Genomic DNA, 15,538 nt, shown 5'->3' with positions numbered 1-15,538 from the left:
CCGGACAGCTTCCCGGCGGGCTCTTGCGCTGCCCTGGGCGGCGGCTGGGAGAAGCCTGACCGGCCGGATCCGGGCATTGCGGACGGATCACCCGTCCCGTGCGGGCGCCTTGGCCGTCCCGTGGGCGGCCGTTGGGCGAACTCCCAGCGGGCTCCCAGCGATCTCCAGCCATCCGGGAGGGTGTTCTGAGGCCGTTCTCACGGAGCCGCGGGGTGTCCGCCCGGAGCCGCCGGCCGCCGCGCGGAAACGCCGCAGGGGCGCGCTGGAGGACCAGCGCGCCCCTGCGATCAGCAGCAGGACGTCAGAGCGACTTGCGGAAGGCCTCCGCCACCGCCAGGAAGATCGAGTTGCCCTCGGCCTCACCGATCGACACCCGCACGCCCTCCGGGAACGGCCGCACGACCACACCGGCCTCGGCGCACGCGGCGGCGAACTCCTGCGAGCGCTCACCGAGCCACAGCCAGACGAAGTTGGCCTGCGAGTCCGGGATCTCCCAGCCCTGGGCGCGCAGCCCGGCCACCACCCGGGTGCGCTCCTCGACCAGCGCCTCCACCCGCTCCAGCAGCGCGTCCTCGGCGCGCAGCGAGGCGACGGCGGCGGCCTGGGCGAGCTGGCTCACGCCGAACGGGGTGGCGACCTTGCGCAGCGCGGCCGCGACCGGCTCGTGCGCGATCGCGAAGCCGACCCGCAGGCCCGCCAGGCCGTACGCCTTGGAGAAGGTGCGCAGCACGCAGACGTTCGGGCGGTCCCGGTAGAGGTCGATGCCGTTGGGCACCTCGGGGTCGCGGATGAACTCGATGTAGGCCTCGTCCACCACGATCAGGACGTCGCCGGGGACGGCGTCCAGGAAGCGCTCCAGCTCGGCGCGGTGGATCACGTTGCCGGTGGGGTTGTTGGGGTTGCAGACGAAGATCAGCCGGGTGTTCGGGGTGACCGCGGCGAGCATCGCGTCCAGGTCGTGGTCGCCGTTCGCCTTGAGCGGCACCGGGACGGGCGTGGCCCCGGAGACCGTGGCGACGATCGGGTACGCCTCGAAGGAGCGCCAGGCGAAGATCACCTCGTCGCCGGGGCCGGCCGTGACGAGCACCAGCGACTGGGCGATGCCGACCGAACCGGTGCCGGTGGCGATGTGTTCGGCGGGCACCCCGAAGCGCTCGGCCAGCACGGCGGTCAGCTCGGTGACGCCCATGTCGGGGTAGCGGTTGAGCGAACCGGCGGCCTGGACGGCCGTCTCCAGCACGCCGGGCAGCGGCGCGTAGGGGTTCTCGTTCGAGGACAGCTTGAAGGCGTCGGCGCCGGCCGGCTTGCCGGGCTTGTACGTGGGGATGCCGTCGAGGGTCGGCCGAAGCCGCGGGCCCTGCGCTGACGTACCACTGCTCACGGTCGTACTCCGTTTCCAGTTTCGGAACTCTCCGGTGCGCTCGCCCGCCACGGACGGGTTCGCCTCCGTGCCCGGGACCTCGTGACGCGCCCGGACCACCCCGGTCGGGTGCCTTGCACGATACCGATCGGCCCTCACCCTTAGGAGTGAGATGCCCGGTCGGGTTACAGGCTCGGATCAGCCATTCTGCCCCGTTCCTTTGGCACATGTCAGAGGTAAGAGGCCTGGTTTCAGGCGGGTATCGAAGGGGCGCACCCCGGCTCACTCTTGGAGAAACGTATCTCTGGGGGCTCCCGATGCGCCGGTCACAGACCCTTGTCAGGAGCCATACGATCGGTCCGCCATGACAGCAGCAGCCAACCAGAGCGGTCGGCGGCCCACTACCTCACGGCGTCTGGAGCGGGCCGGCATCCGGGATGTGGCAGCAGCCGCCGGAGTGTCGATCACCACGGTCTCCGATGCGCTGAACGGAAAGGGCCGCCTGCCCGACGAGACCCGCAGCCGGGTGCGCGAGGTCGCCGAGCGCCTCGGCTACCGACCCTCCGCGGCCGCCCGCACCCTGCGCACCGGACGGTCCGGCCTGATCGGGCTGACCGTCACGACCTACGGTGAAGAGCCGTTCACCTTCACCGAGTTCGCGTACTTCGCCGAGATGGCCCGGGCCGCCACCAGCGCCGCCCTGGGCCGCGGCTACGCGCTGGTGGTGCTGCCCGCCTCCTCCCGCCACGACGTCTGGGGCAACATCGCCCTGGACGGCACCGTGGTGATCGACCCGCCCGACCAGGACCCCTTGGTGAGCGAGCTGTACCGGTCCGGCGTGCCGGTGGTCAGCGACGGCAAGCCCGGCAACTGCCCGGTCACCGCCTGGGTCGACAACGACCACGAGGCCGCCGTGCTCGGCATCCTCGAACACCTCTCGGAGGCCGGTGCCCGCCGGATCGGCCTGCTCACCGGCACCAGCACCGACACCTACACCCGGCTCTCCACCGAGGCCTACCTCGGCTGGTGCGCCAAGGTCGGGCAGGAGCCGGTGTACGAGACCTACCCCGCGCACGACCCCGCCGCCGGCGCCGTCGCCGCCGACCGGCTGCTCGCCCGCCCCGACCGGCCGGACGCCGTCTACGGACTGTTCGACCCCAACGGCACCGACCTGCTGGCCGCCGCCCGCCGGTACGGCCTGCGGGTGCCGGACGACCTCCTGCTGGTCTGCTGCAGCGAGAGCGACGTCTACGCGGCCACCGAACCGCCGATCACCACGCTCTCGCTCAAGCCGCGCAAGATCGGCACCACGGTGGTCAACCTGCTGATCGACGCGATCGAGGGAGTGGACTCCGGCACCGGCGTCGACATCGCCCGGCTCTTCCCGCCGCGGTTCCGCACCGCCGGCACCGGGCCGCCGCCGGGCACCCTGATGCCGACCGAGCTGATCGTCCGCGCGTCCTCCCAGCGCCGGAGTCCGCGCACCACCGTCAGCCCGCCGCGGCCCCCGGGCGAGGTCTAGGGCGGCGTGTCCCGCGGATCCCCTCCGGGCGGCCGACGCCCTGATCCGACGGGACCCGCGGGACGCGCCGGACGCGCCCCGGACCACCGCACCGGACGCGCCCGAACCACCGCGCCGCCCGGGCGCCGAGGCCGGGGCGCGGGGCCCGGTCAGAGCTGACGAGACCGTACCGAGCCGGGACAAAACGGACCTTGCGGGCCGCCCGGCTGACGCTCCGGAGGATTGGATACCCACCAGGTGACGACGCCGGGAGAGTGGTCTTCCTATGATGGGCGAATGACACCCGAGGACCGCTTCCCCGGGCCCGAGCACCCCCACTCGGGCCCCAGCCACCAGCCGGACCTCGACGTGCTGCCGTACGGCACCTATTACGAACCCGATCCCGCCCCCGGCTATCCAGCGGCCCCCTACGAGGGCGAGGCCTACGACGGGGAGACCTACAGCGGCTACGGCGGAGCCCGCTACCTGGAGCAGCACTGGCCCGCCGACGGCCAGGGCCACACCGTGCACGCCCAGGGGATCGGCATGGACCAGACCCCGGCCTTCTCCCACCAGGGACAGGGCGGCTACGAGGACGGCCCCGGGTACGAGGGGAGCCGGGAGCAGGCCGGGTACGAGGACGGCGCCGGGTACGAGGGCGGCCGGGACCAGGCCGGGTACGAGGACGGCCGGGACCAGGCCGGCTACGACGCCCGGGACCAGGGCGGCTACGAGCCCGCCCTGCCCGACCAGCCCTCCCCGGCACTCCGGCTCGCCGGCCGCGACGACCCGCCGACCATCGAGCTCGGCCCGCCGCTCCCCGACCCCGCCGCACCGACCTACCCGTACCCGGCCCCCGGCCCCGGCGAGCCGCCCGGCCCGGTCTACGTCGTCGGCGACGTGCACGGCTACCTGGAGGAGCTGCGCGCCGAGCTGCGCCACCAGGGCCTGATCGACGCCGACGGCCACTGGTCCGCCGGCCGCGCCCGGATCTGGTTCCTCGGCGACTTCACCGACCGCGGCCCCGACGGCATCGGCGTCATCGACCTGGTCATGCAGCTGGCCGCCGAGGCCGCCGCGGCCGGCGGCTACTGCCGCGCCCTGATGGGCAACCACGAACTGCTGTTCCTCGGCGCCGCCAAGTACGGCGACGAGCCCGTCCAGTCCACCGCCGGCACCGCCTCCTTCCTCGCCGCCTGGCGGCTCAACGGCGGCCAGCAGAACGACCTGGACCGGCTGGAGGCGCACCACATCAGCTGGCTCTCCCGGCTGCCCGCCATCGCGCTGGAGGACGGCCACCTGCTGCTGCACTCCGACACCACCGCGTACCTGGAGTACGGCGAGTCCATCCCCGACGTCAACGACGCGGTGCACGGTCTGCTCGCCGACGGCAGCGTGGACGAGTGGTGGGACTGCTTCCGCCGCTTCACCAAGCGGTTCGCCTTCCGCGGCGACGCCGGCCCGACCGCCGTCCACGAGCTGCTGGACACCTACGGCGGTAGCCGGATCGTGCACGGGCACAGCCCGATCCCGTACCTCACCGGCGCGGTGCACAACGACGACGGCCAGCCGCCGCACATCCCCGGCCCGTACGTGTACGCGGACGACCTCGCGGTGGCGATGGACGGCGGCGTCACCATGGAGGGACGGCTGCTGGTCGCCCGGCTGCCCATCGGCTGAGGCACCGGCCGGCCGCCGACCGGTCGTCAACCGACCACCCGTCGACCGCCCGTCGAGGCGCCGACCGGTCGTCAACCGACCACCTCCGTGGAACAGTTGTTCCCGGCGCCCGGGGCGTCGCACGCGCGCGCCCCGGGGCGCGAAGTTCCGGAAACCGACTGTCAGCGCGGGCGCACCCGCCCCTACCATGAGGCACACCACACCCGGCCGCCCGTCCGGCGGCCCGCCTCCGCGCCCGTTCCGGCGCACCGAGGGCCGCGCGCCCCCGGAGCGCGCCGATCGGGGTCCGCACGAACGGGGTCCCCATGTCCAACCCCCCGCCACTGCTCGCCGAGGACCGCGCGGAATACGAGCGCCTCCTCACGGAAGCCCTGCGCGACCGCGCCGTCCTCGCCGCCCTGCGCGCACCGGGCGCGCTCACCACCGACCAACTGCGCCTCGGCGCGCTGCGCGAGGCCGACCGCGTCAACGCCGCGGCCGCCACCGAGTACACCCACTACACCCGGCTGCGCGAGAGCCTGCACAGCACGCCCCCGCCACCGCCCGGCAGCGGGACGGCCGCACCCGGACTGCTCACCCAGCTGCGCTCCGGGGGAGACGGCGCCGGGCTGTTCCCCGTCCTCACCGTGCTCACCCCGATCCTGGCCTGGGCCGCCGCCCTGCTCCTGCTGCTGGCCGGCTACCTGCTGCGCGCCACCGACCCCGGCCTCGGCCTCGGCCGGTCCCTGGTCACGGCCGGCTGGGTGGCGCTCGCCGCCGGGGTCGCCTCGATGGCCATCGGCATCGTCGGACTGCTGCTCACCGCCCTGCGCGACGGCGCCACCACCACCCCGGCCGGCACCGACCCGGAGCTCACCGCCGAACTCGGCGACGCCCACCGCGAGTGGCGCACCGCGCTGCGCGAGCGCGGCCTCCTCCCGTACCTGCTCGCCGCGTTGCCGCCGGTGCCTGGCCCGGACACCCGGGCCGGGCGCGACGGCCCCGACTTCAGCAGCCCCGATTTCACCGGGCCCGACTTCAGCAGCCCCGACTTCACCGGGCCCGGCTACAGCAGCCCCGACTTCACCAGCCCCGGCGCCGACGGGCCGACCGGCCCCGAGGGCCGAGCTCCCCGCCCCGCCTTCACCCCGCCCGACTTCACCGGCCCCGGGTACACCCCGCCCGACTTCACCGGGCCCGACGAGGTCCGCTGAGCCCTCCGCGCCCCCGGCGCCGCCCCGCCCGCCCGGTCACCCGTCGGCCACCACGCACAACGGCGCCGCCTCCGCGGCCGCCTCGGAGGCGATGTCCGCGGCCGCCCGGACGAAGGCGAGGACCCGGGCCGTGGAGTTGCTCTCCAGCCAGACCGGGCCGCGCTCGATCGGCGGCGCGTCGTGGATCGGCACGTACGCCACGTCCGGGCGCGGGTAGTAACGGCGGGAGTGCTCGCCGACCGGCAGCACACCGCGGCCCATCGCGACCAGGCTGAGCATCTCCGAGAAGGTGCTGCCGGACGGCCCCTTGGGCACCGGGCGGCCGGCCGGGGTGCGGTCGGGCGTGCGGTCGCGCTTGAAGCCCGCCGAGGTGACGGCCGGGAACTGCACCACCGGGTGGTCGGCGAGCACCTCGACCGACACCGAGCGCTCGGCGGCCAGCGGGTGCCCGGCGGCCACCGCGAGCACCCGCCGCTCGCTCAGCAGCACCGGCCCCCGGGCCATGCCGTCGAACGGGAAGGAGGCGACCAGGACGTCGATCGAGCCGTCCTCCAGGCTGGACCGGGAGTTGGAGAGCTGCACCTCCCGCACGTCCACCCGGCACTCCGGGTGCCGCTCACCGAACAGCGCGACCGCCCTGAGCAGCACCGGTGCCGTCCACTCCCCGAGGAACGCCACCCGGAGCTCCCCGGTGACGCCCCGGCCCGCGTCCTCCGCCCGGCGCAGCGCCGCCGCCATGGCCGCCGCCACCGGGACCAGGTCGTCGACCAACCGCCGCCCCACCGCCGTGATGCGGACCGACCGGCTGGTGCGGTCGAAGAGCGGCCCGCCGATCCTGCGCTCCAGCTTCCGCACCACCTGGCTGACCCGCCCGGTGGTCAGGTGCAGCCGCTCGGCCGTCCGGCCGAAGTGCAGTTCCTCGGCCAGCGCGAGGAGCACCTCGATCTCCAGCCGTTCCAGCATCCGCCCCACCCCTCGATCGTTGAACCAGGCTCAACGATCGTACGGCGATCGCGCGTTGATCACGCCTCCGACCTGGAGGATCGTGGACCACGCCACCAGCGGAGCACCGGAACGGAGCCGATCCCCATGCGCGTCACAGCCTTCGACCACCTCGTCCTCAACGTCGCCGACGTCGAACGTTCGCTGGCCTTCTACACCGGCCTCCTCGGCCTGGAGCCGGTCCGCGTCGACGAATGGCGCGCCGGCAAGGTGTCCTTCCCGTCCGTCCGGGTCGGCCCCGGGACCATCATCGACCTGGCCGTCGGTCCCCGCCACGAGTCCAACGTCGACCACTTCTGCCTCACCGTCGAACCCCTCGACTGGCAGGAGGTCATCGACGCGGGCACCTTCACCGTCCTCGAGGGCCCCGTCCCCCGCTTCGGCGCCCGCGGCACCGCCACCTCCGTCTACGTCCGGGACCCGGACGGCAACACCGTCGAACTCCGCTGGTACCCGCAGGACGCCGTCGGCTGAGCGGTGCCCGCCCCGGACCCACGGGGGTGGACCGGGGCGGGCACCGCGAAACACCGCCGGGGGAAGGTCAGTTCCGGCCGGCGAGGTGCTCCACCAGCCGGTCGAAGCTGGAGTTGAGCCCAGCCTCGGCCTCCGGGCCGCGGAACATCTCCGGCACGTCGACCTGGTGCAGCACCACTCGGGTACGGCCCTCGCCCAGGTCGGTGAAGGTGAGGGTGGAGCGCATCCCCGAGCCCTCCTCCAGCATCGTGAAGGACTCCCCGGCCCGGAACTCGACGATCCGGGCCTTCAGCGGGTACCGCTCGCCCGTCCCGTCGATCACCATGGTGCTGTCGTAGCGCCCGCCCTCCTTCGCCTCGATGGCCACGGTCTCCAGCGGCACGTGGGTGCCGACCGGACCCCAGAAGCGGACGAACCGCTCCGGCTCGAAGTACGCCTCGAACGCGGCGGCCGGGGCACCGGGCAGCTCACGGGTGATGGTCAGCTCGCCCAGGTTCTCGGTCATCTCGGTGTCTCCTCGGTGGTCGCACGATCGCTTGCACGGGGGTAGACCGGGGCCGCGCCGAAAACTCATCGCTCCCCGCGAAGAATTCTCGGCAACAACCGCGCCGACGACTGCGCGGGAGGACGACCAGGGGCCTCCTCCGCGGAGCCGCGCCGATCAGGGGCGGGCCGAAGCGAAGACCTCGACCTCGCACTTTGCCGCACCGCTGCGTTCGATCCTCGCGTCGCTGGTGACCAGCGGTACGCCCAGGGCCTCCGCCAGGGCGACGTACTGGGAGTCGTAGGCGCTGAGGTTGGCGTGCAGCGTCTTCACCCGGTCCCAGAACGGCAGGGTCTCCCGTTTGGCGATGGGAAGCATCCGGTATGCGGCGACCGCCCTCTCCGCTTCCTTCTCGGTCAGCTTGCCGCCACGCCGCATGCCGAGGAGGGCCGACTGGATCTCGTAGTCGAGGAGAGTGGGAGCGTAGACGTCCCCGGCCCCGGCCACCCGGTTGCGGATGAGCTCCCCGTCGGAACCGTGGGCCGTGAGGACCAGGACGAGGGCGGAGCAGTCGATGACGATCAACGCCCGGCTCGCCCTTCGTCGATGGCTGCGAGAACGTCGGCGGAGCTGACGTCGGCAGTGGTCTCGCGGTTCAGCCTCTCCATCATCTCCGCCATCGTGGGCTTGGACACCTCCCTGGCGATCAGGTCCTGCATGAACGCCTGGAGCGACTTGCCGGCCCGGGCCGCGCGGATCTTCAGGGTCTGGATCTGATCGTCCGGGACGTCCCGGATCGTGAGGGCAGTCATGTCTGCATTCTAGCTCCACTGCCTGCATAATGCAGACAAAGGAACCCGGGGCAGGAATGACGAGGAGCCGCCCCGAGAGGCGGGAGCTCTCGGGGCGGCGCCGGGTGCGGTGGGTCAGTCGGCCAGCGGGAGGTAGACCCGGTTGCCCTGGGCCGCGAACTCGGCGGACTTCTCGGCCATGCCGGCCAGGGCCTCGGCGTCGAACTCGGTGCTCACGGCCGTGGAACCGTCGCCGTGCTCGTCGCGGATCTTCTGGGAGATCTTCATCGAGCAGAACTTCGGGCCGCACATCGAGCAGAAGTGCGCGGTCTTGGCGGGCTCGGCGGGGAGGGTCTCGTCGTGGAAGGCGCGGGCGGTCTCCGGGTCGAGGGCCAGGTTGAACTGGTCCTCCCAGCGGAACTCGAAGCGGGCGTCGGAGAGCGCGTCGTCCCAGGCCTGGGCACCGGGGTGGCCCTTGGCGAGGTCGGCTGCGTGGGCGGCGATCTTGTAGGTGATCACGCCGGTCTTGACGTCGTCCCGGTTGGGCAGGCCCAGGTGCTCCTTGGGGGTCACGTAGCAGAGCATCGCGGTGCCCCACCAGGCGATCATCGCGGCGCCGATGCCCGAGGTGATGTGGTCGTAGCCGGGGGCGACGTCCGTGGTCAGCGGGCCGAGGGTATAGAACGGCGCCTCGTCGCAGATCTCCTTCTGGAGATCCATGTTCTCCTTGATCTTGTTCATCGGGACGTGGCCCGGGCCCTCGATCATCACCTGGACGTCCCGCTCGCGGGCGATCCGGCCGAGCTCGCCGAGGGTCTTCAACTCGGCGAACTGCGCCTCGTCGTTGGCGTCCGCGATCGAGCCCGGGCGCAGGCCGTCGCCGAGCGAGAAGGTGACGTCGTAGCTCGCGAGGATGTCGCAGAGCTCCTCGAAGTTGGTGTAGAGGAAGTTCTCCCGGTGGTGCGCCAGGCACCAGGCCGCCATGATCGAGCCGCCCCGCGAGACGATGCCGGTCTTGCGGCGCGCGGTGAGCGGGACGTAGCGCAGCAGCACGCCGGCGTGGACGGTCATGTAGTCGACGCCCTGCTCGCACTGCTCGACGATGGTGTCCCGGTAGACCTCCCAGCTCAGCTCCTCGGCCTTGCCGTCCACCTTCTCCAGGGCCTGGTAGAGCGGCACGGTGCCGATCGGCACCGGGGAGTTGCGCAGGATCCACTCGCGGGTGGTGTGGATGTTGCGGCCGGTGGAGAGGTCCATGACGGTGTCGGCGCCCCAGCGGGTGGCCCAGGTCATCTTCTCCACCTCCTCCTCGATCGAGGAGGTGACGGCCGAGTTGCCGATGTTGGCGTTGATCTTGACCAGGAAGTTGGTGCCGATGATCGCCGGCTCCACCTCCGGGTGGTTCACGTTGACCGGGATGACGGCCCGGCCCCGGGCCACCTCGGCGCGCACGAACTCGGGCGCGAGGCCCTCGCGCAGCGCCACGAACTCCATCTCCGGCGTCACCACGCCCCGCTTGGCGTAGGCGAGTTGGGTCACGGCCACCCCGCCGCGGGCGCGCAGCGGGCGGCGCGGACGGCCGGGGAAGACGGCGTCCAGGTTGCGCAGGTTCCCGCCCCGCGGCGAGGTGTGCTTGATCCCGTCGTCCTCGGGGCGCGGCTCGCGGCCGTCGTACTCCTCCACGTCCCCGCGCTGGCGGATCCAGGCGTCCCGCAGGGCGGGCAGGCCGCGCCGCACGTCGGGCTCGTAGGACGGGTCGGTGTACGGGCCGGAGGTGTCGTACAGCGGGACGGTCCTGCCGTTGGTGAGCTGCACCTCGCGGTACGGGACGCGCAGGTCGGGGCGCGAACCCTCGCGGTGGGCCTTGCGCCAGGCCGGGGTCGGGTACCCGGTGCGCTCGCTGCTGGGGGCGCCCTGGGCAGACTGCGGCTGTGCTTCGAACGTGGTCATCGGACCTCTACTCCCTACGCCGGCATTACCCGGTCAGGTTCCTGCGGTCGACGCAGCCGTCGGTCCGTCCGTCGACGTCCCGGTCAGCGTCCTCTCAGCCCGGTGCTCCGAGCTCCCGCGTCGCAGGCGGTGTTGCCTGCACACGACGTCCAACACCGTAGCGAGCGGATCGCCGCAGGTCCAGAACGCCCCCCGGCCGGCCGGCCTTCCGCCCAGGGGCACCCCGCGGCCGGAAACGTCCGACCCCACCCCCATAATTCTCACCAATGCTCCGCAGACACTCCATCAGGTCGGGCACGGCCCACCCGGGTCGGGCACGAGCGGGAGTGTCGCGGCTTTGACGACTCTTGGGGGAGAAGTACACCGTGCGCATCCGTCACACGGCCGGTCTGAGCGCCGCCGTGGTCTCCGCCGTGGTGGGCCTGCCGCTGCCCGCGATGGCGGCCGAACCGGCCACCATCCTGTACGTCCAGGGCTCCAACGGCGCCTGCACGAACAGCGGTCAGGGCACCCAGGCCCAGCCGTTCTGCACCATCCAGGCCGCCGCCGACCAGGCGCTGCCGGGCCAGACCGTGGAGGTCGCCCCGGGCACCTACGCCGAGGACCTGGTCATCAAGCGCTCCGGCGAGCCCGGCAAGCCGATCACCTTCCGCGGGGGCGGCAGTCTCCTCGAGCGCAAGTCCTTCCCGGTCATCAGCAGTGCGCAGAAGCAGCCGGTGAAGATGTCCGGCCGGCACGACATCGTGTTCTCCGGCTTCAACCTGACCCACTTCGAACTCGACGCCGTCAGCCGGGTCGAGCTCTCCGGCAACTGGATCCAGCAGCCGAACGGCGACATCTTCCGGCCGGCCGTCAGCATCACCGGCGCCAGCGACGGCGTCCGGGTCGAGCGCTCGCTCGTCAGCCTGCCCCACGGCGGTGTGAAGGTCGGTCCGGGCGCCACCGGGACGGTGATCGCCGGCAACGACTTCAGCTCCACCTTCGGGTCGGCCGTGTCGGTGACCGACGCGCCGAACACGGTCATCACCCACAACACCGTGCGCTACCAGTGGAACGTGTCGACCGCGATCGAGCTGGCCGGCGCGTCCCACCACGCGACGATCACCAACAACCTGGCCGACAAATCCGTCGTCCAGGTGTCGGCGGGCTCGACCGAGGGCACCGTCCTCGACTACAACACCGTCGAGTCCCCCCTTCCCGGTAGCACCCCGGTCTACAAGTGGGGCGGCACCGACTACCTGGAGGCCCCGCAGCTGAAGGCCGCGACCGGTCAGGGCGCCCACGACCTGAACCCGTACTCGATGAGCTTCGACTTCGACCAGTTCCCGTTCTCGGTCCCGACGGCCGCGCTCGACACCTGGCAGCCCGGCATCGTGGTCGACTCCGCCGGTCCCGACGTGCCCGGCACCCCGGCCGTCGACCTGTTCGGCCACCGCCCGATCGACCACCCCGACGCCCCCAACGCCGGCCCGAACGGCGCGTTCCGCGACCGCGGCGCCCACGAGGTCGTCGGCTCCTTCAAGGCCGACCTCAAGGTGACCCCGGAGAGCGACTCCGACCCGCTGGCCGTCCGGATCGACGCCAACCCCGTCATGCCGACGCGGATCGCCAACTACTCCTACGACTTCGGCGACGGCACCACGGCCTCGGGGCCCGACCGCCCCGTCGAGCGCCACGTGTACGCCAAGCCCGGCAACTACACGGTGAAGCTCACGGCCACCGACGAGCTCGGTGCCACCCTGACGGACCAGCGGTGGTTCAGCGTCGACTACACCCCGGCCGGCTACACCGCGATCGCGCCGACCCGCGTCCTGGACACCCGTGAGGCCGGCAGCCGCTACCCGCGGCTCGGCCCCGGCGAGACCATCGACCTGGACGTCCGCAAGCCCGGCTCCGGGACCCTGGTGCCCGCGGGCGCCACCGCCGTCGTGCTCAACCTGACCGCGACCGAGGGCACCGCCAACAGCCACCTGGACGTCTACCCGTCCGCCGCCGCCCGGCCGACCACGTCGAACGTGAACTTCGGCCCCGGCCAGGACGTCGCCAACCTGGTGACCGTCCCGATCGGCCCGGACGGCAAGGTCGTGGTGCGCAACAACGCGGGCACCGTGCACGCCGTCGCCGACGTCCTCGGCTACTTCACAGCCGCCGCCCCCGACCGCTACACCTCCCTCGCCCCGGCCCGGCTGCTCGACACCCGCTCCGACGCCACCCCGCTGACCGGCGGCACCCCCCGACGCCTCCAGGTCGCCGGCACCGGCGGCGTCCCGGCGGGCGCCACCTCCGCGGTGCTCAACGTCACCGCCACCGAATCCGCCTCGGCCGGCTTCGTCACCGTCTACCCCGGCGGCACGGCGCGCCCCGCGGCCGGCTCCAACCTCAACACCGCGCCCGGCCGGAACATCGCCAACCAGGTCGTCGTCCCGCTCGGCGCGGACGGCAGCATCGAACTGTTCACCAACGCCGCGAGCTCCCACCTCGTGGTGGACGTCTTCGGCTACTACAGCCCGGACGGCAAGGGCCTGTTCACCCCCGTCACCCCGACCCGTCTGCTGGACTCGCGGGGCAACGTCACCTTCGCGCCGTTCACCAGCCAGCGGGTCTGGCGCGTGCCCACCGGCGCGAGCGCCGCGGTGGTCAACCTGACCGCGACCGGGACCCTCGGGGCCACCCACCTCACCGCGTGGGCCACCGGGACGGCCAAGCCCGACACCAGCAACCTCAACGCCACCCCCGGGATGGACGTCTCCAACCACACCACCATCCCGGTCAGCTCCGAGGGCACGTTCGAGATCGCCAACCACGCCGGCACCACCGACGTGATCGCCGACCTCTTCGGCTACTACCGCAACCAGTAGCGGCCGCCCGGAGGCCCGTCCCGTCGACCGGAGCACACGTCGGCGGGGCGGGCCTCCGGCGTTCCCCAGGCCGCCGCCGGAACGCCCGAGGCCCGGCTCCCCCACACGGGGACCGGGCCTCAGGGCGGCGTTGCGGGGGCGGTCGGTCAGCTCCTGGCGGCCTTCTTCACCAGGACCACCACGGCGGCGGCGATGCCGACCACCACCAGCGCCTTGATCACGATCGAGAGCAGTGCGCCGACGACGCCGAACACGAACGCGAAGACGTTCCAGGCCAGCACCAGGACCAGCACCGGGATGACGATGTTGCGCACCCAGGAGGGCAGCGACTTCCAGAGCTCAGCCATGTCGGTTCCTCTTCTCCCCTCGGGTCGGCCGCCGTCCGGTGCCGCATCCCGCTTGCTTTCGGTACTTCGATCGTACGGTGGTGCGAGTAGCGGAACGAGGCCCTACGGCCCGGAGAGAACCCCGAGATCCCCCCGACCCCGGCCCCCCGGGTGACCCCCGAAGAACGCGGGGATCCGCCTACCGTCCGGGCCCGGCCCGGACGCCCCGTGGATACCGCGGCATCCGGAACCACCCGTGCACCAGCCGCACTTGGGGGAACCGGGCCCTGCGTGCCCGTCGTACCGCCACCCTGGCCTTCCCGGCCGTCCTCACCCTGACCTGCCGGGCCCCGCCGTGTCCCCGGCCTCGCCACCGCGTCGTCCCGCCGGCCGGCAGCGTCCCGACGGCGCCGGCGGCGGCCCGGAATTCCTCCGCCCGGGTACAACCCCCGGCGTTCCCAGACGTCCAACCAGTGCCGGAAGCAAACCCGTCCGGCACCGTCGACCTGGGGGAATCCGAATCATGCGGGCCAGAACAGCCCTGTCCACAGCCGCCCTGGCGGTGCTCACCCTCACCACCGCGGCCCTCGCCACCGTCCCGGCCGCCGCCGCACCCGTCACCGCACCCGCCGCCGCACCGGCGGCCACGACCGCCGCGGACGTCACCGCACCGGCCGGATTCGTCGGGATGGCCCCGACCCGGATCCTGGACACCCGCGACTACAGCAAGGTCCCGGAGACCCGTACCGCCCGGCCGGTGCAGGCCGGCGAGTACTACTCGACCCCGGTTGCCGTGGGCTGCCACAGCCACCCGCCGCAGGAGTGCTACGGCGTGATCCCGTCCGACGCCACGGCCGTGGTGGTCAACGTGACCGTGACCAACCCGACCGCCGAGGGCTTCGTCTCACTCGGCTCCGCCCCCGGCGCGCCGGGCACCAAGCCCGCCACCTCCAGCGTGAACTTCGCGCCCGGCCAGACCGTCTCGAACCTGGTCACGGTCGCGACCGGCCCGGTCAGCCGCTGGGTCCCGTGGCTCACCGTCTACAACAACGCGGGCACCACCGACGTCGTCCTCGACGTGGTCGGCTACTACCGGACCGCGGCGACCGACAAGTACGCCCCGCTGCGCCCGACCCGGATCGCCGACAGCCGGACCGACGGCACCGACCGGCTCAACACCAACTCGGTGCGCAGCTACCAGGTCGCCCGCCCCGAGCTGGGGACGGAGAACGCCAGCGCGGTGGTCCTCAACGTCACCGCCGTCGACGGCTACTGGGACAGCTACCTGACCGTGTACCCGAGCGGACGGCCCCGGCCCGACGGCTCGAACCTCAACTTCCCGGTGAGCACGACGGCCTCGAACCGGGTCGTGGTGCCGGTCGGGGCGGACGGCAGGATCGACGTCTACAACCACGTCGGCGGGGTGCACGTCATCGTCGACGTGGTCGGCTACTTCGGCCCCTCCGGCACCGGCCTGTTCAGCGCGCTGAAGACGCCGGTGCGGAGCTTCGACTCCCGGGTCGGGGGCGGGCCGGTGCCGGGGTCGGGCACCGTGCGGGTCCAGGCCGTCCCCACGGACGGCTCCGTGCCGAACGCCGTCGGCGTCGAGGCCAACGTCACGGCCACCGACGTCGTCGCGGACGGCCACCTCATCGTGTTCCCCGGGCCGGGCCTGCCCACGGACACCTCCACCGTCAACGTGACGACGGGGCGGACCACCTCCAACTCGGCGACCACCGCGGTCGCCGCCGACGGCACCTACTCCATCCACAACCACGGGGCCGACCTGGACGTCATCGCCGACGTGACCGGCTACTACGTCACCGGCTGACCCGGCGCCGCCCGCCCGCCCGTCGTCGTCCGGGCCCGCCCCGCGGCGACGCTCACCGAGCGCCTGGTGCCGCCGATGCCGGACGGCC

The 15,538-nt window shown here is 72.8% G+C and carries 13 protein-coding genes; 6 read left to right on the top strand and 7 right to left on the bottom strand.

The window, feature by feature from the left end:
* Nucleotides 1–301 precede the first annotated feature (301 nt).
* Nucleotides 302–1,381 (bottom strand): histidinol-phosphate transaminase, encoded by a 1,080-nt coding sequence (gene hisC / locus ACWD4P_RS15710; protein WP_359823704.1) that lies wholly within the window; start codon nt 1,379–1,381, stop codon nt 302–304.
* Between the two features lie 343 nt (nt 1,382–1,724).
* Here hisC and ACWD4P_RS15705 point away from each other — a divergent pair, with 343 nt between their 5' ends.
* The 3 genes from ACWD4P_RS15705 to ACWD4P_RS15695 all read left to right on the top strand — a co-directional run bounded on the left by ACWD4P_RS15705 (nt 1,725) and on the right by ACWD4P_RS15695 (nt 5,734).
* Entirely contained in the window at nt 1,725–2,882 is a 1,158-nt protein-coding gene (locus ACWD4P_RS15705) for a LacI family DNA-binding transcriptional regulator (RefSeq protein WP_359823701.1), read from the top strand.
* A 276-nt stretch (nt 2,883–3,158) separates the two neighbouring features.
* Nucleotides 3,159–4,541 carry a metallophosphoesterase gene (locus tag ACWD4P_RS15700; RefSeq protein ID WP_449779965.1) on the top strand — a complete coding sequence of 461 codons (1,383 nt, stop codon included), beginning with the start codon at nt 3,159–3,161 and terminating at the stop codon, nt 4,539–4,541.
* Between the two features lie 305 nt (nt 4,542–4,846).
* Complete coding sequence (locus ACWD4P_RS15695; RefSeq protein ID WP_449779964.1) at nt 4,847–5,734, top strand: hypothetical protein; 888 nt, start codon at nt 4,847–4,849, stop codon at nt 5,732–5,734.
* Between the two features lie 36 nt (nt 5,735–5,770).
* On the opposite strand, the gene ACWD4P_RS15690 is transcribed toward ACWD4P_RS15695, so the two are convergent.
* The gene (locus tag ACWD4P_RS15690) at nt 5,771–6,697 is read right to left on the bottom strand and encodes a LysR family transcriptional regulator (RefSeq protein WP_449779963.1); all 927 of its coding nucleotides are present in this window, start codon (nt 6,695–6,697) and stop codon (nt 5,771–5,773) included.
* A gap of 126 nt (nt 6,698–6,823) precedes the next feature.
* On the opposite strand from ACWD4P_RS15690, the gene ACWD4P_RS15685 reads away from it, so the two are divergent.
* Nucleotides 6,824–7,210, top strand: a complete 387-nt coding sequence (locus ACWD4P_RS15685; RefSeq protein ID WP_359823691.1) for a VOC family protein — start codon at nt 6,824–6,826, stop codon at nt 7,208–7,210.
* A 67-nt stretch (nt 7,211–7,277) separates the two neighbouring features.
* On the opposite strand, the gene ACWD4P_RS15680 is transcribed toward ACWD4P_RS15685, so the two are convergent.
* The 4 genes from ACWD4P_RS15680 to thiC form a co-directional block, all read right to left on the bottom strand.
* Nucleotides 7,278–7,715 carry an SRPBCC family protein gene (locus ACWD4P_RS15680; RefSeq protein WP_449779962.1) on the bottom strand — a complete coding sequence of 146 codons (438 nt, stop codon included), beginning with the start codon at nt 7,713–7,715 and terminating at the stop codon, nt 7,278–7,280.
* A gap of 156 nt (nt 7,716–7,871) precedes the next feature.
* Nucleotides 7,872–8,279 (bottom strand): type II toxin-antitoxin system VapC family toxin, encoded by a 408-nt coding sequence (locus ACWD4P_RS15675; protein ID WP_449779961.1) that lies wholly within the window; start codon nt 8,277–8,279, stop codon nt 7,872–7,874.
* The gene (locus ACWD4P_RS15670) at nt 8,276–8,506 is read right to left on the bottom strand and encodes a FitA-like ribbon-helix-helix domain-containing protein (protein WP_449779960.1); all 231 of its coding nucleotides are present in this window, start codon (nt 8,504–8,506) and stop codon (nt 8,276–8,278) included. The genes ACWD4P_RS15675 and ACWD4P_RS15670 overlap by 4 nt, the downstream gene beginning before the upstream one ends.
* Before the next feature lie 114 nt (nt 8,507–8,620).
* Nucleotides 8,621–10,435 (bottom strand): phosphomethylpyrimidine synthase ThiC, encoded by a 1,815-nt coding sequence (gene thiC / locus ACWD4P_RS15665; protein ID WP_359823687.1) that lies wholly within the window; start codon nt 10,433–10,435, stop codon nt 8,621–8,623.
* Between the two features lie 365 nt (nt 10,436–10,800).
* Here thiC and ACWD4P_RS15660 point away from each other — a divergent pair, with 365 nt between their 5' ends.
* The gene (locus tag ACWD4P_RS15660; protein WP_449779959.1) at nt 10,801–13,293 is read left to right on the top strand and encodes a PKD domain-containing protein; all 2,493 of its coding nucleotides are present in this window, start codon (nt 10,801–10,803) and stop codon (nt 13,291–13,293) included.
* Nucleotides 13,294–13,439: 146 nt separating this feature from the next.
* On the opposite strand, the gene ACWD4P_RS15655 is transcribed toward ACWD4P_RS15660, so the two are convergent.
* Nucleotides 13,440–13,640: a DUF5326 family protein gene (locus ACWD4P_RS15655; protein ID WP_359823683.1), complete on the bottom strand. Its 201-nt coding sequence runs from the start codon at nt 13,638–13,640 to the stop codon at nt 13,440–13,442.
* 502 nt (nt 13,641–14,142) lie between these two features.
* Here ACWD4P_RS15655 and ACWD4P_RS15650 point away from each other — a divergent pair.
* Nucleotides 14,143–15,450: a hypothetical protein gene (locus ACWD4P_RS15650; RefSeq protein WP_449779958.1), complete on the top strand. Its 1,308-nt coding sequence runs from the start codon at nt 14,143–14,145 to the stop codon at nt 15,448–15,450.
* Nucleotides 15,451–15,538: the final 88 nt, after the last annotated feature.

Source organism: Kitasatospora sp. NPDC002543, from assembly GCF_053594915.1.
The sequence above is the reverse complement of the archived record's forward strand: the minus strand, read 5'-3'. Positions and strand labels throughout refer to the sequence as shown.